18 protein-coding genes are annotated in these 18,501 nt (G+C 71.7%); 10 read left to right on the forward strand and 8 right to left on the reverse strand.

Annotation, left to right across the window (positions count from 1 at the left end; genetic code table 11):
• The first annotated feature begins 428 nt into the window (after window positions 1–428).
• The 6 genes from ACMTAK_RS46600 (at window position 429) to ACMTAK_RS46625 (ending at window position 7,080) form a co-directional block, all read left to right on the forward strand.
• Window positions 429–920 carry a hypothetical protein gene (locus ACMTAK_RS46600; protein ID WP_413811761.1) on the forward strand — a complete coding sequence of 164 codons (492 nt, stop codon included), beginning with the start codon at window positions 429–431 and terminating at the stop codon, window positions 918–920.
• Window positions 921–1,406: a trypsin-like serine peptidase gene (locus ACMTAK_RS46605; protein WP_413811762.1), complete on the forward strand. Its 486-nt coding sequence runs from the start codon at window positions 921–923 to the stop codon at window positions 1,404–1,406.
• 210 nt (window positions 1,407–1,616) lie between these two features.
• Complete coding sequence (locus ACMTAK_RS46610) at window positions 1,617–2,852, forward strand: sensor histidine kinase (RefSeq protein WP_413811763.1); 1,236 nt, start codon at window positions 1,617–1,619, stop codon at window positions 2,850–2,852.
• On the forward strand, window positions 2,849–3,499 hold the full coding sequence (locus ACMTAK_RS46615) for a response regulator (protein ID WP_413811764.1): 651 nt from the start codon (window positions 2,849–2,851) through the stop codon (window positions 3,497–3,499). Before ACMTAK_RS46610 ends, ACMTAK_RS46615 begins: the two co-directional genes overlap by 4 nt.
• Before the next feature lie 156 nt (window positions 3,500–3,655).
• On the forward strand, window positions 3,656–4,420 hold the full coding sequence (locus ACMTAK_RS46620) for an ABC transporter ATP-binding protein (protein WP_413811765.1): 765 nt from the start codon (window positions 3,656–3,658) through the stop codon (window positions 4,418–4,420).
• Between the two features lie 128 nt (window positions 4,421–4,548).
• Window positions 4,549–7,080: an ABC transporter permease gene (locus ACMTAK_RS46625; protein WP_413811766.1), complete on the forward strand. Its 2,532-nt coding sequence runs from the start codon at window positions 4,549–4,551 to the stop codon at window positions 7,078–7,080.
• An 8-nt stretch (window positions 7,081–7,088) separates the two neighbouring features.
• Here the strand turns inward: ACMTAK_RS46625 and ACMTAK_RS46630 are convergent, their stop codons facing one another.
• The 5 genes from ACMTAK_RS46630 to ACMTAK_RS46650 all read right to left on the reverse strand — a co-directional run bounded on the left by ACMTAK_RS46630 (window position 7,089) and on the right by ACMTAK_RS46650 (window position 11,352).
• The gene (locus tag ACMTAK_RS46630; RefSeq protein WP_413811767.1) at window positions 7,089–8,270 is read right to left on the reverse strand and encodes a serine hydrolase domain-containing protein; all 1,182 of its coding nucleotides are present in this window, start codon (window positions 8,268–8,270) and stop codon (window positions 7,089–7,091) included.
• A 96-nt stretch (window positions 8,271–8,366) separates the two neighbouring features.
• Complete coding sequence (locus ACMTAK_RS46635; RefSeq protein ID WP_413811768.1) at window positions 8,367–9,077, reverse strand: response regulator; 711 nt, start codon at window positions 9,075–9,077, stop codon at window positions 8,367–8,369.
• Window positions 9,074–10,219, reverse strand: a complete 1,146-nt coding sequence (locus ACMTAK_RS46640) for a sensor histidine kinase (protein WP_413811769.1) — start codon at window positions 10,217–10,219, stop codon at window positions 9,074–9,076. The genes ACMTAK_RS46635 and ACMTAK_RS46640 overlap by 4 nt, the downstream gene beginning before the upstream one ends.
• Before the next feature lie 60 nt (window positions 10,220–10,279).
• Window positions 10,280–10,834 carry a TetR/AcrR family transcriptional regulator gene (locus tag ACMTAK_RS46645; protein ID WP_413811770.1) on the reverse strand — a complete coding sequence of 185 codons (555 nt, stop codon included), beginning with the start codon at window positions 10,832–10,834 and terminating at the stop codon, window positions 10,280–10,282.
• 44 nt (window positions 10,835–10,878) lie between these two features.
• The gene (locus tag ACMTAK_RS46650) at window positions 10,879–11,352 is read right to left on the reverse strand and encodes a nuclear transport factor 2 family protein (RefSeq protein ID WP_413811771.1); all 474 of its coding nucleotides are present in this window, start codon (window positions 11,350–11,352) and stop codon (window positions 10,879–10,881) included.
• A gap of 253 nt (window positions 11,353–11,605) precedes the next feature.
• Here ACMTAK_RS46650 and ACMTAK_RS46655 point away from each other — a divergent pair, with 253 nt between their 5' ends.
• A complete protein-coding gene (locus ACMTAK_RS46655) occupies window positions 11,606–12,937 on the forward strand; it encodes an FAD-binding oxidoreductase (RefSeq protein WP_413813203.1) in 1,332 nt (443 codons plus the stop codon).
• A gap of 72 nt (window positions 12,938–13,009) precedes the next feature.
• Window positions 13,010–13,816, forward strand: a complete 807-nt coding sequence (locus ACMTAK_RS46660; RefSeq protein WP_413811772.1) for an alpha/beta fold hydrolase — start codon at window positions 13,010–13,012, stop codon at window positions 13,814–13,816.
• On the opposite strand, the gene ACMTAK_RS46665 is transcribed toward ACMTAK_RS46660, so the two are convergent.
• Both ACMTAK_RS46665 and ACMTAK_RS46670 read right to left on the reverse strand, forming a co-directional pair.
• The gene (locus ACMTAK_RS46665; protein WP_413811773.1) at window positions 13,756–15,135 is read right to left on the reverse strand and encodes an MFS transporter; all 1,380 of its coding nucleotides are present in this window, start codon (window positions 15,133–15,135) and stop codon (window positions 13,756–13,758) included. The two genes, ACMTAK_RS46660 and ACMTAK_RS46665, sit on opposite strands and share 61 nt — an antisense overlap.
• A 240-nt stretch (window positions 15,136–15,375) precedes the next feature.
• Window positions 15,376–16,167, reverse strand: coding sequence for a thioesterase family protein (locus ACMTAK_RS46670; RefSeq protein WP_413811774.1), 792 nt, complete (start codon window positions 16,165–16,167; stop codon window positions 15,376–15,378).
• A gap of 110 nt (window positions 16,168–16,277) precedes the next feature.
• On the opposite strand from ACMTAK_RS46670, the gene ACMTAK_RS46675 reads away from it, so the two are divergent.
• Complete coding sequence (locus tag ACMTAK_RS46675; protein ID WP_413811775.1) at window positions 16,278–16,934, forward strand: YceI family protein; 657 nt, start codon at window positions 16,278–16,280, stop codon at window positions 16,932–16,934.
• Between the two features lie 86 nt (window positions 16,935–17,020).
• Here ACMTAK_RS46675 and ACMTAK_RS46680 read toward each other — a convergent pair whose 3' ends face one another.
• Window positions 17,021–17,395 carry a winged helix-turn-helix transcriptional regulator gene (locus tag ACMTAK_RS46680; RefSeq protein WP_044579634.1) on the reverse strand — a complete coding sequence of 125 codons (375 nt, stop codon included), beginning with the start codon at window positions 17,393–17,395 and terminating at the stop codon, window positions 17,021–17,023.
• 137 nt (window positions 17,396–17,532) lie between these two features.
• On the opposite strand from ACMTAK_RS46680, the gene ACMTAK_RS46685 reads away from it, so the two are divergent.
• The gene (locus ACMTAK_RS46685) at window positions 17,533–18,501 is read left to right on the forward strand and encodes an NADP-dependent oxidoreductase (protein WP_413811776.1); all 969 of its coding nucleotides are present in this window, start codon (window positions 17,533–17,535) and stop codon (window positions 18,499–18,501) included.

Genomic DNA, 18,501 nt, shown 5'->3' on the forward strand with positions numbered 1-18,501 from the left:
GGGCCTACGGAGATGCCGGGAGGCTAACAGCATCCGCTGCGGCAGGCGGGCCCGTCGCGCAGTGCGGGGCTGCCGTGAATGCGTGAATACTTCCGTGAATCCGACGAGAGAAATGCGATTGCGGGTTCCGGACACTGTCGGGGATCGGGTGGCCGTCGCCGCACCGGAGAGGGTGGCCGTTGACGCGCGTTGACGCGTCGGAATTCCTCGTTCAATGCGGCACACGACCCATTCCGTTTTTATCGAAAAGGGCAGTCCAGCAGTCGCGAGGCGATTTTCCGTACCGGGTCGGAGGTGTCATGCCTAGCCGGATACCGTTCTGACCAGCTGCGGGATCTTGGCGTGCGCACTTCATCACGCGATACGGTGCGCCCGGGATTTCACCGGGGGCATCCGCTCCCCGTCCCGGTCAAAAATTGGGGGGACTGGTGCAGATACGCAAGGTCGTTTTAGCGGCGAGCGGCGCGGTTTTCGCGTTCGCCCTGACGATTCCGGCGGCCGCGTCCGCCGATACGCACAGCACCGTCACACGCAGCGTGGACACCGCGGTGTCCACGCACAAGAGTGCCGCGTCCCGCTCATCCGCGGAGTCCGCCGAGAAATACTGGACCCCGCAGCGTATGCGCAGAGCCGTCGAGGCCGACACGCCCGCCGACGCCAAGGCGTCGCGGGAGGCGGCCGTCGACGCGGCGGCCGAACCCGCTCAGCTCGCGAAACCGCGGAAGGCCACATCGAAGAAGGCCCGCGGGGTGCGGATCGCCACCTCGATCGTGCAGGGCAAGGTCTTCTTCCACAATCCGACCAACGGCGGCGACTACGCCTGCTCCGCCGCGGCGGTCAACAATCCCACGAAGAACATGGTGTTCACCGCTGGGCACTGCGTCCACGGTGGCGCGGGTGGCACCTGGGCCACCAACTGAGTGTTCGTACCGGCGTACTACAACGGCTCGCGACCGTACGGAACCTGGTCCGCCAAGACGCTGACCACGTTCAACGGCTGGATCAACAACAGCGACCTGAACTACGACATCGGCGCGGTCAACGTCTGGGACAACGGCGCCGGCAAGCTGGTCAACACCGTCGGCGGCATGGGGCTCGGCTACAACTACGGGTACTCCAACACCGTGACCGTCTGGGGCTATCCGGCCGCCTTCGGCTACGACGGCGAGCTGCCCTACGCGTGCCAGAACATCCCCACGTGGCAGGACGGCTCCCGGGTGCAGAACGGCTGCACCATGGTCGAGGGCGCGAGCGGCGGCCCCTGGCTGCGGGACTACAACGAGACCACCGGCCTGGGAACCGAGATCGGCGTCACCAGCACCCGGACCGATCCGCCCGCCTACATCGACAGCCCCTACTTCGACAACAAGATCCAGACGATCTACGACAACACCGCCAACGGCTGAGCACCACACACACGGCAGTCGGCCGGGGTCCCGCGCTCAGGGGCCCCGGCCTCCGGCGTCCGCAGCGCCCCATCGTCCGCAGCGCCCCATCGGACCCCTCGTACGGCAGGCGGGCGGCAATCGCCGCCGTAGGTGCGTAGGGTGGCGCGGGTGCGAATAGCTGTGTCCTCCGGCCGGCGCGCCGGTTATCGACGTTGGCCGGGGCGGATCGTGATTGCCGCGCTGGCGCTGTGGTTCCTCTTCTCCGTCTCCCAGGACGTGTGGGAACGGCTGGTCCTCGACCCGGACCTCGACACGCAGGCGTTCGCCGGGGACTGGGTGCCGATCGGTTCCGGAGCCCTGGCCGGGGCGATGGCCGTGCTGGCCGTCGTGCGCGATGTCCGATGGGTCCCGCGGGCCGCGCTGGTGGCCTGTGCCGGAACCTTCGCGGCCACGGTGGCCTACCACCTGCTGCCGGTGAACATGGTGACCAGCGAGTCCAGCGGCACCGAACTCATTGGCCTGCTGTTCCTCCTCGCCGTGGCGGTGCGCCGCTGCACGCCCTGGTGGGCCCTGGTGTCCGTGGCGGCGATGAGCGTCAGCGTGTTCTCCATCCCGCTCCTGCGGGACTCCGATCCCGGTGACTTCTCCGAGAACACCGCGCTGTTGCTGGCGCTGGCCTTCGTCTGCGGACTGGTGCTGCGGCTCCACGACGTCCAGCAGGAGCGCACCGGACAGCTGGTACGGCAGGAGGAACGGCTCGCGCTGGCCCGGGACCTGCATGACACCGTGGCCCACCAGGTGACCGCGATCGTGGTGCAGCTCCAGGCCGTGCGCCATGTCACCGGGCGGGGCACCCCCGACCCGCGGGCGCTGAACGAGATGCTCGAGGCCGTCGAGAACGCGGGCGGCGAGGCGCTGACATCGATGCGGCGCCTGGTGGGTTCGATGCGCGGTGACGAGACCCCGCGGCATCCGGAGAACCTGGGCGAGGTCCTGACCCGCATCGTGGACGAAGCACGGGGGACGGGGCTGCCGGTCCGGCTGGACCTCGGGCGGGATCTGCCGGAGGACGTACCGGCCGAGGTCATCGGAGGGCTGAGCCGCGTCCTTCAGGAGGCCCTGACCAACGCCCGGCGCTATGCGCGCGGAGTGCGGTCGGTGGATGTGTCCGCCCGGGTGGCGGCACGCCATGCCGAACTGGTCGTGGAGGACGACGGACACGGCTCACCGTCCGGACACCGCGGCAGCCTCGGCCGGCTCGGCGGCGGCTTCGGCATCATGGGCATGCGGGAGCGGATCGAACTGCTCGGCGGCGCCTTCGAGGCGGGCCACCGCGCCGAAGGCGGATGGCGGGTCCGCGCCTCCGTACCGCTGCGTCCCGACGAGGCCGCGCGCACCCCGCGGGCGCGCGGGCGGCACGCCGTACGAACCGGGTTGCGGCTACGGGAGGGCAGGACGGCATGACCATACGCATCCTGGTCGCGGACGATCAGCATCTGGTGCGGGCCGGGTTCCGCATGGTGCTTTCGGCCGAGCCCGACATGGAGGTGGTGGCCGAGGCCGCAGACGGGGCCGCGGCCCTGTCCCTGGCCCGCGAGACCCAGCCGGACGTGTGCCTCGTGGACATCCGGATGCCCCCGCCCGACGGTCTGGAGGTCACCCGCCGGCTGGCCGGCGGCGGTCGGCCCGGAGCCCCGAAGGTGGTCGTGGTCACCACCTTCGACCTCGATGAGTATGTGTACACGGCGCTGTCGAACGGAGCGTCCGGGTTCCTCCTGAAGGACGCCGGTCCGGCGCTGCTGACCGAGGCCGTGCGGGCGGCCGTCCGCGGCGACGCGATGGTCGCCCCGCAGATCACCCTCCGGCTGCTCCAGCACTTCACCAAGAGCCGGCGGCGCGCCGCACATGAGCCGGCCGAGCCGCTGACCGACCGCGAGGAGGAGGTCATCCAGGGCATCGCCCGCGGACTGACCAACCCGGAGATCGCCGCCGAGCTGTACATCGCGCCCAGCACGGTCAAGACGCATCTCGGCTCGGTCCAGGCGAAGCTGGGCCTGCGCAACAGGGTCGAGATCGCGGCCTGGGCCTTCCGCACGGGGCGCGCGGAGTAGCGGCCCCGCGACGATCTCCCCCGATCGGGGGATGCCGCTCCGGATGGTCGGGGGATCCGCGCGGGGGTGGCCGGGCGGGAGGCTCATGGGTGTCGCCATCAGCGGCGGCGCCCTCCGCCACGAGGGCCGTCCACCGAGCGCTCACCGAGGATCGGCATGCACGCACACCAGCCCCCTTCCGCCCCGGAGTCCTACGCGGCCCACGCCACCGACCTGACGAAGGTGTACGGCACGGGGGACACCCGTGTGGTGGCCCTCGACGCGGTCACGGTCGGCTTCGGCAAGGGGCGGTTCACCGCGATCATGGGTCCGTCCGGGTCGGGGAAGTCCACCCTGATGCACTGCATGGCCGGGCTCGACTCGCCGTCCTTCGGCTCGGTCCGCCTCGGTGACACGGAGATCGCCTCCCTGAACGACCGTCAGCTCACCCGGCTGCGCCGCGACCGTATCGGCTTCGTCTTCCAGGCGTTCAACCTGCTGCCCACCCTGAGCGCCCTGGAGAACATCACCCTCCCCATGGACATCGCGGGCCGCAAACCGGAGCGGGCCTGGCTGGAGAGCATCATCCAGACCGTCGGCCTGGCCGACCGGCTCGGCCACCGGCCCGCCCAGCTCTCCGGCGGCCAGCAGCAGCGCGTCGCGGTCGCCCGCGCGCTGGCCGGGCGGCCCGACATCGTCTTCGCCGACGAGCCCACCGGCAACCTCGACTCCCGCAGCGGCGCCGAGATCCTCGACTTCCTGCGCGGCTCCGCGAGCGCGCTGGGCCAGACCGTCGTGATGGTCACTCATGACCCCGTCGCCGCCTCCTACGCGGACCGCGTGGTGTTCCTCGCGGACGGCCGCATCGTCGACGAACTCCACGCGCCGACGGCCGAGGCCGTCCTGGAGCGCATGGGCAGCCTGACCCCGGCGCACGCCTGACGCCCGCGCACGCCTGACCCCCGCGTACGCCCGTACGCCCGTACGTCCGACGCCCGCGCCACGTACGCCCGGCGCCCGCCCCGCTCCCCGAGCACTTCACACCCGGCACCCTCCCGGAAGGCCGCCCCGTGTTCCGTACCGCCCTGCGCAACGTCCTCGCGCACAAGGCCCGCCTGCTGATGACCATGCTCGCCGTCCTGCTCGGCGTCGCGTTCGTCGTGGGCACCCTCGTCTTCACCGACACCGTCGGCAACGCCTACAAGGAGCGCTTCCTCACCACCCTGCGCGATGTCTCGGTCCAGGCCACACCGCCCTACGACGAGAAGGCCGGCGAGCGCGGAACGGTGGATGAGGACACCCTGCGGCGCCTCCAGCGGCTGCCCGGCGTGGCCTCCGTCACCGGCTCCGTCGAGGGGGTCGCCGCCGTGGCCGCGAAGGACGGCCACCCCCTCGGCGAGGACCATGTGACCGCGGGGGGCAACTACTTCCCCCAGGCCGACGGCAAGGACACCCGCCACCCCCTGACCGCCGGGCGCGCCCCCACCGGGCCCGACGAGGTGCTGCTGGACACCGCCACCGCGGACCAGGGCGGCTACCGGGTCGGCGACACCGTCCGGCTGGCCGTCGACGGACCGGTGCTGCACAAGAAGCTCGTCGGCATCGTCCGCACCGACGACACCCACGGCTCCGGCGGCACCCTGGCGCTCTTCGACGACGCCACCGCCCAGAAGCTGTTCCTGAAGTCCGGCCGGTACGACGGACTCACCCTCGAGGCCGGCCGCGGCACCTCCGAGGCGAAGCTCGCGGCCGAAGTCCGCCCTCTGCTGCCCGAGGACTCCGACATCAGCACCGGGGCGCAGTTGCGCGAGCGGCAGCGGACCGAGGCCGCCGAGGGGACGAAGGGGCTCAGCCAGGTGCTGCTCGTCTTCGCGGCCATCGCCCTGTTCGTCGGCATCTTCGTCATCGGCAACACCTTCACCATGCTCGTCACCCAGCGTTCGCGGGAGATGGCCCTGATGCGGGCCGTCGGCGCCGAGCGCCGTCAGGTGACCCGCTCCGTGCTCATCGAGGCCGGTCTGCTGGGGCTGTGCGCGGGCGCCGCGGGGTTCCTCCTCGGCATCGGCGTGGCCATGGGCATCCGGCAGTTGTTCGCGTCCACCGGATCCGGCTTCCCGGACGGGCCGCTGGTCGTGTCGCCCAGTACCGTACTGATCTCGTTCCTGGTGGGCGTGGTCGTCACCATGCTCGCCGCCTATGTGCCCGCCCGCCGCGCCGCCGCCGTGCCTCCCGTGGCCGCCATGTCCGCGATGCACATACCCCCGCCTGCCCGCGGCCTCCGCAGGCGCAACGCGATCGGCGTGGCCCTGATCGCGATCGGTGTGCTCGGCGTGGTGTTCACGGCGTCCAGCGGCGAGCAGGGGAGGACCATCGTGCTCCTCCCGGCCGCCCTGCTGCTCATCGGCATCATCGTGGTGACGCCGGCGCTCTCCGGCCCGGCCGTCGACCTGGCCGGACCCCTGCTGCGCCGCTTCGGCGTCCCGGGCACGCTCGCGCCGCGCAACGCCCGGCGGAATCCCCGGCGCACCGCCTCCACGGCCTCGGCGCTGATGATCGGGCTGTCCCTGGTCACCGGGCTCACGGTGGTCGCGGTGTCCGCCACGACATCGCTGCACGAGCGGGCCGAGAACTCCGTCGTCGCCGACTTCGAGATCTCGTCGAAGAACAGCGGCCACCTGCCCGCGTCGGTCCACGACACCCTGGCGAAGTCCTCGGCCGTGACCTCCTCCAGTCCGCGGCGCCAGGGCGCCGTGCGGATCGGCGGCGACGAGGTGACCCTGACCGGTGTGAACCCCCGGACCATCGGCGACCTCCTCGACCCGAGCTTCGTCTCGGGCTCGTTCGCGGCCCTGGGCTCGGGCGGAGGCAGGAGCCTGCTGATCGACACCTCCATCGCCGACATCTACGGATGGACCACGGGACAGCGGGTTCCGGTGGTCTACGACGACGGCAGCCGGGGCTCACTGGAGATCGGTGGCGTCTACCACGACGACGAATACCTCCCGTCCACCATGATGCCGCTGGCCACGCTGCAGCCCCATCTGAAGGAGATCGAGGACGCCTCGGTCCTGGTGCGCACCAAGGCCGGTGACGGCGACGCCGCACGGCGATCCCTCCAGCGCACGCTCGACCAGAACCCCGTGATCCAGGTGCGGAACACCGACGACCTGGCCGAGGCGGCCGGTGGCGAGGCCATCACACTGCTCCTCAACGTCCTCTACGGGCTGCTGGCCATGGCGGTGGTGATCGCGGTCCTGGGAGTCGTCAACACCCTCGCGATGTCCGTGTTCGAGCGCACCCGTGAGATCGGGATGCTGCGCGCGGTGGGGCTCCAGCCCGAGCAGACGAAGCGGATGATCCGTCTGGAGTCCGTCCTCATCTCGCTGTTCGGTGCCCTTCTGGGCATCGGCGCGGGCATCTTCCTCGGCTGGGCCGCGGGCAAGCTCGTCTCCGACAGCATCCAGGGGTACGAGATGGTCGTCCCCTGGGGCCGTATCGCCGTGGCCCTCGCGGGCGCCGCGCTCGTCGGAGTGGTCGCCGGACTCTGGCCCGCCCGCCGGGCGGCCCGGCTGAACATCCTCACGGCCCTCAAGGCGGACTGAGGCGCGGCTCAGGGGGTGCCGTAGGCCGCCACCATGATGGCCCGCACCACCGTGTTCATCTCCTGGCCCTTGGCGTCGGTGGAGTTGACGCTGTAGACGAGGGTGCGCGAGCCGTCGCGGGTGGAGACGATGCCGGTGTTGTAGCCCCAGCGGCTGCCCGACTTCCCCCACACCTCACGGCCGCCCAGCTTCTTCATCGAGAGGCCGACCGAGTAGGCGGCCGGGTCGCCGGTGGTGAAGTCGGCCACCTTCGGCAGCGTGAACATCTCCCGCAGCAGCGGGCCGCGCACGACCCGCCCCTGGAACAGGGCCCTGGTGAACCGCTCCAGGTCCGCCGTGGTCGAGATGAGGTCCCCGGCCGCCCAGCCGTCCGTCGGCCCCCACACCGACACATCGCGCAGCCCGGTCGTGCCGTCGTCCAGCCGCATCGTCTGGTAGCCGTGGTTGTGCTCCCCGGCGATGTGCGGATCCGTCCCCGGGAGGTAGGTGTCGCGCAGCCCCAGGGGCTTCAGGATCCGGTGGGTCACCTGGTGTTCGTATGTGTCGCCCGTGATCCGCTCGATGACCAGGGCGGCGACGGTGTAGCCGATGTTCAGATAGTGCTGCTTCTCTCCGGGCGCGAACTCGCGCTTCTTCGCGGTCGCCGAGCGGACCATCTCCTCGGGGTCATGGATCCGGAAGCGGTCGGCGTACCGCTCCTCGACCGTGTCCCCGGGGAGATCGGCGGCCGGGATGCCGTGCGTGTGATTGAGCAGCTGCCGTACGGTGACCTTCCCGTACGACGCCGGGATCAGCTCCGGCAGATACGAGCGAGCGGTGCGGTCCAGGTCGAGTCTGCCCTCGGCGGCCAGCTGGAGGGCGACCGCGGCCGTGAAGACCTTGGTCACCGAACCGGCGCGGAAGCGGCCGGCCGGATCGGCCGGCCGGTTGGTCGTCAGGTCGTGCACGCCCGAACTGCCTCTCCAGACGCCCTCGGTGCCCCCGACGCGTACCAGCGCGGCCGTGGCATCGCTCGTCGGCAGATTCGCGATGGCGGCCTCCAGCTCGGGAATCCCGGTCCGCTCGGAGGCCGTGGGCGACGAGGTGTCCGCGGGCGACGAGGTGGCCGCCAGGGCCGGCGGCACCGCCGGGCCCGCCACGACGCCCAGGACGAGCGCCGCGGCCAGCAGGGTGTGACTGGTGCTCTTCATGGTCAACTCCGGTGAGATGAGCCGTTGTTCTCGGTGGCTCCATCCTGGTGACCGGCGGCCTCGCGCGGATCGCCCGCCCGAGCGGTGTTCCGGGGGTCAGTTCCTCGCCGACGCGGGGGAGGAGCCGGGCCGGGACGCTCCCCCGGGCGGGGGATCCCCGGCCGTGATCAGGCCCGTCTCGTAGGCGCAGATCACCGCCTGGATCCGGTCCCGCAGCCCCAGCTTGGCGAGCACGTTGCCCACATGGGTCTTGACCGTGTGATCGCTGACGACCAGCTGCGCGGCGATCTCGGCGTTCGACAGCCCCCGCGCGAGCAGCAGCAGCGTCTCCCGCTCCCGTCCGGTCAGCGCGTCCAGCCGGGGGTCGGGCCGCCGTGGCCGGGCGGTGGCCCGGGTGTACTGTTCCACCAGACGCCGGGCCACCGACGGCGCGAGCAGCGAGTCGCCCCGCGCCACCACCCGTACCGCGTGCACCAGATCGTCCCTGCGCACATCCTTGAGCAGGAAGCCGCTCGCGCCCGCGTGCAGCGCCTCATAGACATACTCGTCGGAGTCGAAGGTCGTCAGCATCACCGTCCGGCAGGCGCCGGAGGCGGCGATCCCGCGGCATGCCTCGATACCGTCCACACGTGGCATCCGGATGTCCAGCAGGGCCACATCGGGCGTGTGCCGCCGCACCGCCTCGACGGCCTCGGCCCCGTCGCCCGCCTCCGCGACCACCTCGATGTCCGGCTGGGCGTCGAGGATCATGGCGAAGCCGCTGCGCACCAGCTCCTGGTCGTCGGCCACCACCACACGGATCGTCAACGCGCCACCTCCGCCGCGGAGGGTACGGGGAGATGGACCCGTACCTCGAAGCCCCGGCCGTCCGGGCCCTGCCCGGTGACCGCCGTACCGCCGTGCGCCGCCGCCCGCTCGCGGACCCCGATCAGACCGTGGCCGCCACCGGAACCGGGCCGCGGTCCGCGTCCGTCGTCCAGCACCCGGATGTCCACCGCGCCTTCGCCATAGCTGAGTTGGACGGAAACACCGCGGGCCGCCGCGTGCTTGACCACGTTGGTCAGGGCCTCCTGGACGATCCGGAAGACGCTCGCCCCGGTGGCCTCCGGCAGCGGCCGCACGGCCCCCGTCGACTCGTACGTCACCTCGAGGCCACTCGCCCGTATCCGGTCGAGCAGCTCGGGCAGACCGGCCGGGCCCGGCTGCGGCTCACGCGGGGCGCGGCCCGGCTCGGCGCCCTCGCGCAGCACACCCAGCATCCGGCGCAGCTGGGCCATGGCGTCCCGGCCCGTGGCGGAGATGGCGTCGAAGGCGGCCTCGGCCCGCTCCGGGGCCGTCCGCACCGCCACCGGACCGGCCTCCGCCTGCACGATCATCAGGCTCACCGCATGGGAGAGGATGTCGTGCATCTCCCGTGCGATCCGCGCCCGTTCGCGCGCGGCGGCCCGCTCCGCCTCGATCCGGTGCTCCCGCTGCCGGGCATCGGTCAGCCGGCCGAAGACATAGGCCGCCGCGAACACGAAGAGGGAGAAGGTCAGCTCACGCGCGGTCCGGGTGTTCAGCCACACCGACACCGGTACGGCGACCGTCAGCAGACCCCCGGCGACCAGGCGCTTCCACGGCGGTGAGACGGCGGCGATCGTGTAGATGATGACGAGCCCGGTGTACGGCAGCGGCTGCCCGGGCCCCTCCACCGCCAGCTTGTACAGCGCGCTGGTCGCGATGATCGCGGTCAGCACGGCGAGGGGAGCGCGGCGGCGCCAGATCAGGGGGACGACGGTGAGCGTGGTCAGCCCGTAGGCGGGCAAGGTCGCAGGCTCCAGATCGGGCGGGCGTGGCACCACGAACGGCATCGTCATGGCCGCCTGGACCAGGAGCGCGATCCCGATGTCCACGGCCTGGGGATGGGCTGCTCCCAGCGCCCGGCCCCGCTCCCACCACCCCCGCATGAGAGTGGATGGTAACGGCTATGCCCTTGATCGTGACGGCGACGCCCTTGACGGTGAGGGCTATGCCGCCTCCAGCAGGACGCGTGCGGCCGCTTTCGCCTGATGCGCGGGTTCGGCGCTGCCGGTGATCGCCGCGGTGGTGATGGCGCCTTCGGCCAGCAGGGCCAAGTGGTCGCCCAGCGCGGCCGGTTTGCCCGCGGCCGCCGTCAGCTCGGCGAGGTACCGGAAGAAGGCCTCCTTGTGCGCCCGGGCCGTCTCGGCGACGGCCGAGGAGGTGGCGCCGAGTTCCCCGAAGGAGTTGCTGAAGGCGCAGCCGCGGAAGTCCGGCTCGCCGAACCACTCGTGGAGCCAGTCGAAGACCGCGAGGACGCTCTCCTCGGGGGTGGCCCGAGAGTCGGCGTACGCGGCCAGCTTCTGGCGCCAGCGGACGTCGCGCCGCCGCAGATACGCCTGTATGAGCTCCCCCTTGGACGGGAAGAGCTGGTACAGCCGCTTGAGGGAGACGCCTGACGCGGAGCGGATCTCGTCCATGCCCACCGCCTGGATGCCCCGTCCGTAGAACAGGGTCTCGGCCGCGTCGAGGATCCGGAGCTCCGCGGTCTCGGGACTGATCATGTCATCGCTCTCCTGGTGTCCGGGGCCTGTCGGCGGCCGAGGTCTCAGAGGCCGAGGTCGCTCAGCCCGGGGTGGTCGTCGGGGCGGCGCCCGAGCGGCCAGTGGTACAGGCGCTCCGACTCCTCGATGGGGAGGTCGTTGATGCAGGCGTAGCGCAGGCGCATCAGACCGTTGTCGTCGAACTCCCAGTTCTCGTTGCCGTAGGAGCGGAACCAGTTGCCGGAGTCGTCGTGGGATTCGTAGGCGAAGCGTACGGCGATGCGGTTGCCGTCGAAGGCCCACAGCTCCTTGATGAGCCGGTAGTCCAGCTCCCTCGCCCACTTGCGGGTGAGGAAGGCGACGATCTCCTCGCGCCCGGTGGCGAACTCCGCGCGGTTCCGCCAGCGCGAGTCGACGGTGTAGGCCAGGGCGACCTTCTCCGGGTCACGGGAGTTCCAGCCGTCCTCCGCCAGCCGGACCTTCTCGATGGCGGTCTCGTGGGTGAACGGGGGGAACGGAGGACGTGCGGCGTCGGTCATGTCGACTCCTCGAGTCGTGGAGGGAGAGGGGAGAACGAGCATTCTCCCCGTCGGGCACGACACTAGGAGAACGATGGTTCTCGCACAAGTGCCGCCCCTCCGCCGACCCGCCGCGGACCCGGTCACAGGGGGTGGTGATCACGCTTTCCGATGGCGGTGGGTACCGTGCGAGCGGGAACTACCGTGCTCGACGACAAGGCAGGGGACCGGCGTGTTGATCGACGATCTGCGGCAGGAGCTGCCGGACGGCCGGATGGTCGAGGACCCCGGTGTCGCCGCCGGGTTCGTCCACGACGAGGCGGAGTGGGCGCCGTACGGCACACCCCGCGTGGTGGTGCGGCCACGTACGGCGCCGGAGGTGCGCTCCGTGGTGCGGGCCTGCGTACGGCACGGCGTTCCACTGGTCACCCGGGGCGCCGGCACCGGTCTCTCCGGCGGTGCCAACGCCGTCGAGGGCTGTGTGGTGCTCTCCACCGAGGCCATGGACACCATCCACGAGATCGACCCCGTGGAGCGCCTCGCGGTCGTCGGACCCGGGGTGGTCAACGACCATCTGCGGGCCGCCTGCGCCGAGCGGGGGCTGTGGTACCCACCGGACCCCGCGAGCGCGCCCTGGTCCACCATCGGCGGCAATGTGGCCACCAACGCGGGCGGGCTGTGCTGTGTGAAGTACGGCGTCACCCGCGACTATGTGCTCGGCCTGGAAGTGGTGACCGGCACCGGTGAGCTGGTGCGGCTCGGCCGCAGGACCGCCAAGGGCGTCGCCGGGTACGACCTGGCGGGGCTGATGGTCGGCTCCGAGGGCACCCTGGGAGTGATCACCGAGGTCACGGTGCGGCTGCGGCCGCGGCGCGAGGCGGAGCGCACGGTCGCCGGATACTTCTCCTCCGTCGTGGCGGCGGGACGCGCGGTCGCCGCGATCGGGGCCGCGGGGCTCACCCCGTCCGCGCTGGAGCTCATCGACCGGCACTGCCTGGCGGCCGTCGACAAGTGGAAGAACATGGGCCTGTCCGTCGACGCGGACGTGGTGCTCCTCGGGCGTACGGACGCCCCGGGCCCGGCGGGCGCGCAGGAGGCCGAGCGGATGCTCGCCTGTTTCGAGGAGGCGGGGGCGACCTGGGCCGCGCAGTCCACGGACCAGGAGGAGGCCGACGCGCTGTTCGCGGCCAGGCGGCTCGCCTACCCGGCGCTGGAGCGGCTGGGCCCGGTGCTCACCGAGGACGTGTGCGTGCCCAAGGCGGCCGTACCGGAGATGCTGGCGCGCATCGAGCGCGCCGCCACCCGCCATGACACGCTCATCGCCAACATCGCCCACGCCGGTGACGGCAACCTCCATCCGCTGCTCATCACCCAGCCCGGCGACACGGCGGCCCGGGAGCGGGCCCAGGCCGCGTTCCACGAGATCATCGCGGACGCCATCGACCTCGGCGGCACGGTCACCGGTGAACACGGTGTGGGCCTGCTGAAGCGGGACGGTCTGGAGCGGGAGCTCGCCCCGGCCGTTCTGGACATGCACCGCGCGGTCAAGACGGCCCTCGACCCGCACGGCATCCTCAACCCGGGCAAGGTCATCGCCCGCGGCTGAGCGCGTGGCGAGGGACGTCGCGGACCGCGCACACCGACGACACCCGTAAACCCCGAGAGACAAGAGACACCCATGCCACACACCGACGTTCCACAGCAGGCCGGCGGCCACGCCCGCGCACTGGACGGCACCCTCCTCGCCTACCAGCGCCAAGGCACCGGGGCACCGCTGGTACTCCTGGCGGGCCAGGCCAACAACCACCACTGGTGGGACGGCATACGGACGGACTTCCACGCCACGCACTCCACCCTCACCATGGACTGGCGCGGTACGGGGGAGAGCGGAAAGCCCGACCACCCCTACGCGACACGGGACTTCGCCGACGATGTGATCGCCGTCCTCGACCATCTGGGCATCGAGTCCGCCGATCTGTACGGGACCTCCATGGGAGGACGGGTCGCCCAGTGGACCGCCGCCCGCCACCCGGACCGGATCCGGCGGCTCGTCCTCGGCTGCACCTCACCCGGCGGGCCACGGGCGACGGAGCGCGACATGGCGGTACGGCGCTCCCTGGCCCAGACCGACGCGCGGGCGGCGAGGGAGGCGCTGATCGACCTCATGTACACCCCGGCCTGGCGGTCCGGGCACCCCGGGCCGTATACGACCCTCGGCGACCCCGGCATGCCCCCGCACGCCCGGCGGCACCATCTGGTGGCGAGCAATGAACACGACGCCTGGGACGTCCTCCCGCTGATCGCCGCGCCCACGCTGATCCTGCACGGCGCGGACGACCGGCTCACCCCGGCGGCCAACGCACCGCTGCTCGCCTCCCGCATCCCCCGGGCGCGGACGCACATTTTCGAGGGTGCAAGGCACGGCTACTTCGAGGAGTGCCGCCCGGAAGCGGGGGCGATCGTGTCGTCGTTCCTCACCGACTGACATGCGGAGTGGGGGTCGGCGGTGCGCTGGTCCTGGCGTATCGCCGTGGTGGTGCCGCGCGGTGCGATGTGGGCGCGCAGGGACACCACCGTCAGCAGGGCCAGGGCCGTGCCCACGAGCGGCACCGTGAAGGCGGCGCTCGCGCCGAAGCCGTCCGCCACCTGTCCGCCCGCGGTCACCGCGGCGGCCTGCCCCAGCGCGACCGAACCGGTCAGCCAGGTGAACGCCTCCGTCCGGGCGGCGGCCGGGACCAGCGCGTCCACCAGGGTGTACCCGGTGATCAGAGCCGGTGCGACGCACAGGCCCGCCAGCAGTCCCAGCCCGCCCAGTGGCAGTGGCGCGGACACCGCCCACAGCGTCGAGCAGATCAGCGTCAGCGCGGCGTAGGCGGTCAGCAGCCGCCGTCGGGGGGAGGTGCGCCAGGCGATGGCGCCGCAGGCCACGCCCGCGAGCATGTTGCCCGCCGCGAACACGCCGTACAGCACACCGTTCAGGCCCGGTTGACCCTGCTCCTGGGTGAGGGCGGTCAGGGCGACCTGCATCCCGCCGAAGACCGAGCCGATGCCCAGGAAGGCCACGGCCAGGACCCGTACGCCCGGCACGGACAGGGCCGAGGCGTGCGGCTCCCGTGTGTCCGCCCGCGCCGGGCTCGGCGGTGGCTCGGTACGGCGTCGGGCCGCGAAGAGCAGCCCGCCCACCAGCGTCAGCGCGGCCTCCGCGATCAGGCCGGAGGCCGGGTGCACGGCGGTGCTCAAGGCGGTGGCGAGGACGGGGCCGATGACGAACGTGAGCTCGTCCGTCACGGACTCGAACGCGGCCGCGGTCGCCAGCAGCGGATGGCGTCCCGGGCGCGGCCCGGTTCCGCCCGGCGCGCCGTTCCCGAGGGCGGCCGCCCAGCGGGCCCGCACCATGGGCCCGACCTGCGGGACGGAGGCGCCCGTGGGCACCGCGGCGGCGATCAGCGCCCACAGCGGCGCGTGGGCCAGTGCGAGCGCCGTCAGCAGGGCCGCGGCCGCCGCGTGGAGCAGCACACCCGGCACCAGGACCGCGTGCTGCCCGTGGCGGTCGGCCAGTTTGCCGCTCTGGGGCGCGAACAGCGCCATGGAGACGCCGGTGACGGCCGCGACCGCACCGGCGACACCGTACGACCCGGTGGTGTGGCGCAGCAGGAGCACGATGCCGATCGTCAGCATCGCGAACGGCTGCCGGGCGGCGAACCCGGGCAGCAGGAAGGTCCACGCCCCCGGGGTGCGCAGCAGTTGCCGGTAGCCGACGCGCTGTACGGGGGGAGGGGTGTCGCTGGAGACCGCGGATGCCACGGCCGACGCCTTTCCGCCGCCTGGTAGCGCACCCGGGCCGGCGTGGCGGAGTGCGCCGAGAACTGTCCTCTCGCGCTGGACCGGGGTAGATACCGGGTCCGCGCCGATCAGGGGGCTTGAAGGACCGCGGCCGCCGAGCGGTCGCGCCAGCTCTGCGTCAGGCAGAGTGGTTCGTTGCTTGCCGGCTCATCGTACAGGGGGAGCCGCCACCTCGCCGGTGGCGGCCTGTCCCGTCCGCGGTCAGGTGCCGGGCAGCGGCCGGACGGTGAGGATCTGCTGGGCGTGGCCGACCGGGCCGCGCAGATCGTGCAGCACGGTGCTGGTGATGCCCTGGCCGGTACCGCCGAAGGTGACCGTGGTGTCCAGCCCGGTCCAGCGGCCCTCGGGCTGCCGGTGGAGGTGGATGGTCAGGTCGACGTTGGGGAACATCCAGGCCGTGGGCGACTGCCGTACGGCGATGCCGTTGGCGGTGTCCACGAGCGCGATGTACGAGGCCAGCGGGGTGCTGGTCTGTCCGGCCACCAGGTCGAGCGGGGTGGAGACCCAGAGGGTCGCACGACCCGGCTCGCGCGGTGCGAGCGGACGGGAGTCCAGGGAGGCGATGTACCCGCCGGGCCACAGCGAGGCCATCGCCCAGGGGTCGAGCTTCTCGGGAGGGGTGAGCCGGTCCCCGGCGCCACCGGCCACGGACGCGGTGTCCACGGCGGCGAGGAGCCAGGCGCGGGCCCGGACCACGGGACGGTCGGCGATGAGCACCACGGCCTCGAGGAGTTCGATGGTGCGGCCGGGGCGGATGGTCTCCACCCGGATCTCGCACTCGTCGAGGGCGAGGCGCCCGAGGATGTCGAAGCTGATCCGGCTGAGCAGCAGCCCGGTGTGCGGACGGGTGGCGAGGTGGCGGTCGATGGCGTGGACGATGAGCCCGCCGAGCGGGCTGAAGTGCTGTTCGTCGGTGCTCCAGGCGCCACTGACATGGGAGGTGGGCTTGTAGCGGTACTCGTCGATCGGCTCGTAGTAACTGTCGGTCGTCAACGGGGGCTTCTCCTCGAGGGGAACATCGCAGACACTTACTCAAGATCCTTGAGTATCTGCCCTTGATCAAGGGTTGCGTCATCCCGTAAGTTGAAATAACAACGGGTGGCATGAACCTGTTCAGCCGCAGTACCGCCCGCCGCGCGATCACCAGCGCCGCACCGGCGGCCCCCACTACGCGGGCGACATCCGGCGCCGTCGCTCTGCCGGATCCCGGCCTCGCGGCTCTCACCGGAGAGTGGATCGTCGACCCGGCGCACAGCCGGATCGGTTTCTCCGTCCGGCACGCCATGGTGAGCACGGTGCGTGGTGCCTTCACCGAGTTCGAGAGCCGACTCTACTTCGACGGCCGTGACCCGCGCCGTTCCCGGGCCGAGGTCCTGCTGTCCACGGCCAGTGTCCAGACCGGTGTCGAGCAGCGCGACGACCACTTGATGGGCCGGGATTTCCTGGACGCCAGAAATTTCCCACACATCCGGTTCATCAGCACCGCCGTGGAGGTCGCGGGCCCGGACGTCTACCGCATGGCCGGGGACCTCACGATCAGAGACGTCACCCGCCCCGTCGTCCTGGAGCTCACCTACATCGGACATGTCACGGACCCCTTCGGCTACCAGCGGGCGGGCTTCGACGGCACGACCACCATCAACCGCTCCGAATGGGGGCTGACCTACAACGCCAGGCTGGCCGAGGGCGGCGCCCTGGTGAGTGAGAAGGTCCGCCTCCAGTTCGACATCGCCGCCATCCGCACCGCCCCCACCGCCTGACCGGGCCCGGACCAGGGCGCCCTCTCGTTCTGCGAGGAGGTTGCCGAGGGGGGACCGGGCGGCGACCGGCAGGGGAACCGGCGCCGTCACATCGGCTTCGCGGCCGTGGTGGTGAGATCCAGATTGTCCTCCACCCACAGACGCAGATTCCTGAGCGGGACGGACGCGCTGTGGCCCAGAGAGGAGAGCTCGTACTCCACATGGAGCGGAACGGCCGGGTAGACGGTCCGCTCCACCAGCCCGGCGTCCTCGAGACGCCGCAGTGTCTGGGTGAGCACCTTGGGGCTGACCCCCTGAAGTCGGCGCTGCAGCGCGCCGAATCGGAGGGGGCCGTCCTCCAGGGCGCCGATGGCCAGCGCCGACCATTTGTTCGCCAGCAGATCCAGCATGGCGCGGCACGGGCACTGGGCCTCGTACACATCATGATGGGCGTGCTGGCCTGTGTGGCATCGCGTACTCATGGAGGAAGCCTTCCGGGCCGCTTCGTACTACCCAAAAGGTAGCAGTGTCCCTTGTGGGTAACCAGGTCCCAGAGGTTAGCGTGCGAGCGCGTCCGGAGAGCGGGCGTGAGAGATACGGATGAGCTCAGGAGGTACACGTGTCCAGGTCCATGATGCGTGCGGTGGTACAGGACGCGCCCGGCGGCCCGGAGGTGCTGCGCGTCGCGGAGGTCGCGCGGCCGGAGCCGCTGCCCACCGAGGTGCTGGTGCGGGTGCATGCCGCCGGCGTCAACCCCGTCGACTGGAAGACCCGTCAGGGCGGCGGTATGGCGGGCGTGCTGGGCGAGCCGCCGTTCACCCTGGGCTGGGACGTCTCCGGTGTGGTCGAGGAAGTCGGGTTCGGGGTGACCACGCTGGCCCCCGGCGACGAGGTGTACGGGATGCCGTGGTTCCCCCGTCAGGCGGGCGGCTACGCGGAGTTCGTGACGGCCCCCTCCCGCCAATTCGCCCGTAAGCCCGCCACGTTGGGCCATGAGGCGGCGGCCGCCGTGCCGCTGGCGGCGCTGACGGCCTGGCAGATCCTGGTGGACACCGCCGAGGTGGAGGCCGGTCAGCGGGTGCTGGTGCATGCCGCCGCCGGTGGTGTCGGCCACTTCGCCGTCCAGTTCGCACGGCATCTGGGGGCGACGGTCGTGGGGACCGCCCGGGCGAGCCGCCACGAGTGGCTCGGCCGGCTCGGGGCGGCGGAGCTGATCGACTACACCGAGCAGCGCTTCGAGGACACGGTCGAGAACATCGATGTGGTGATCGATCTGCTGGGAGAGGAGCACGACGCCACCAGCACCCGTTCCCTGGAGGTGCTCAAGAAGGGGGGACTGCTGGTCGCCGTCCCCGGTGGCGTCAGCCCCGAGCTGCGGGAGGCCGCGGACGCCCGCGCCGTGCGCACCAGCCCCTTCCTCGTCGAGCCGGACGGCGCCGCCCTGACCACCATCGCCGGGCTGATCGACCGGGGCGCGGTGGAGGTCGAGGTCGAGGACGTCTTCCCGCTGGAGGAGGCCGCCCGCGCCCACCGCCAGGGGGAGGACGGCCACACCCGCGGCAAGCTGGTGCTCCGCACCGGTGCCTGA

Origin of the sequence: Streptomyces lacaronensis (assembly GCF_047337785.1) — a bacterium.
Lineage (GTDB): Bacteria > Actinomycetota > Actinomycetes > Streptomycetales > Streptomycetaceae > Streptomyces > Streptomyces lycopersici.

Coding starts and splice junctions, on each gene's coding strand:
- ACMTAK_RS46640 (WP_413811769.1), bottom strand. CDS start 10,219: ATGCGGGGGTGGTGGGAGCGGGGCCGGGCGCTGGGAGCAGCCCATCCC.
- ACMTAK_RS46630 (WP_413811767.1), bottom strand. CDS start 8,270: ATGAAGAGCACCAGTCACACCCTGCTGGCCGCGGCGCTCGTCCTGGGC.
- ACMTAK_RS46645 (WP_413811770.1), bottom strand. CDS start 10,834: ATGATCAGTCCCGAGACCGCGGAGCTCCGGATCCTCGACGCGGCCGAG.
- ACMTAK_RS46660 (WP_413811772.1), top strand. CDS start 13,010: ATGCCACACACCGACGTTCCACAGCAGGCCGGCGGCCACGCCCGCGCA.
- ACMTAK_RS46615 (WP_413811764.1), top strand. CDS start 2,849: ATGACCATACGCATCCTGGTCGCGGACGATCAGCATCTGGTGCGGGCC.
- ACMTAK_RS46680 (WP_044579634.1), bottom strand. CDS start 17,395: ATGAGTACGCGATGCCACACAGGCCAGCACGCCCATCATGATGTGTAC.
- ACMTAK_RS46675 (WP_413811775.1), top strand. CDS start 16,278: ATGAACCTGTTCAGCCGCAGTACCGCCCGCCGCGCGATCACCAGCGCC.
- ACMTAK_RS46650 (WP_413811771.1), bottom strand. CDS start 11,352: ATGACCGACGCCGCACGTCCTCCGTTCCCCCCGTTCACCCACGAGACC.
- ACMTAK_RS46620 (WP_413811765.1), top strand. CDS start 3,656: ATGCACGCACACCAGCCCCCTTCCGCCCCGGAGTCCTACGCGGCCCAC.
- ACMTAK_RS46655 (WP_413813203.1), top strand. CDS start 11,606: ATGGTCGAGGACCCCGGTGTCGCCGCCGGGTTCGTCCACGACGAGGCG.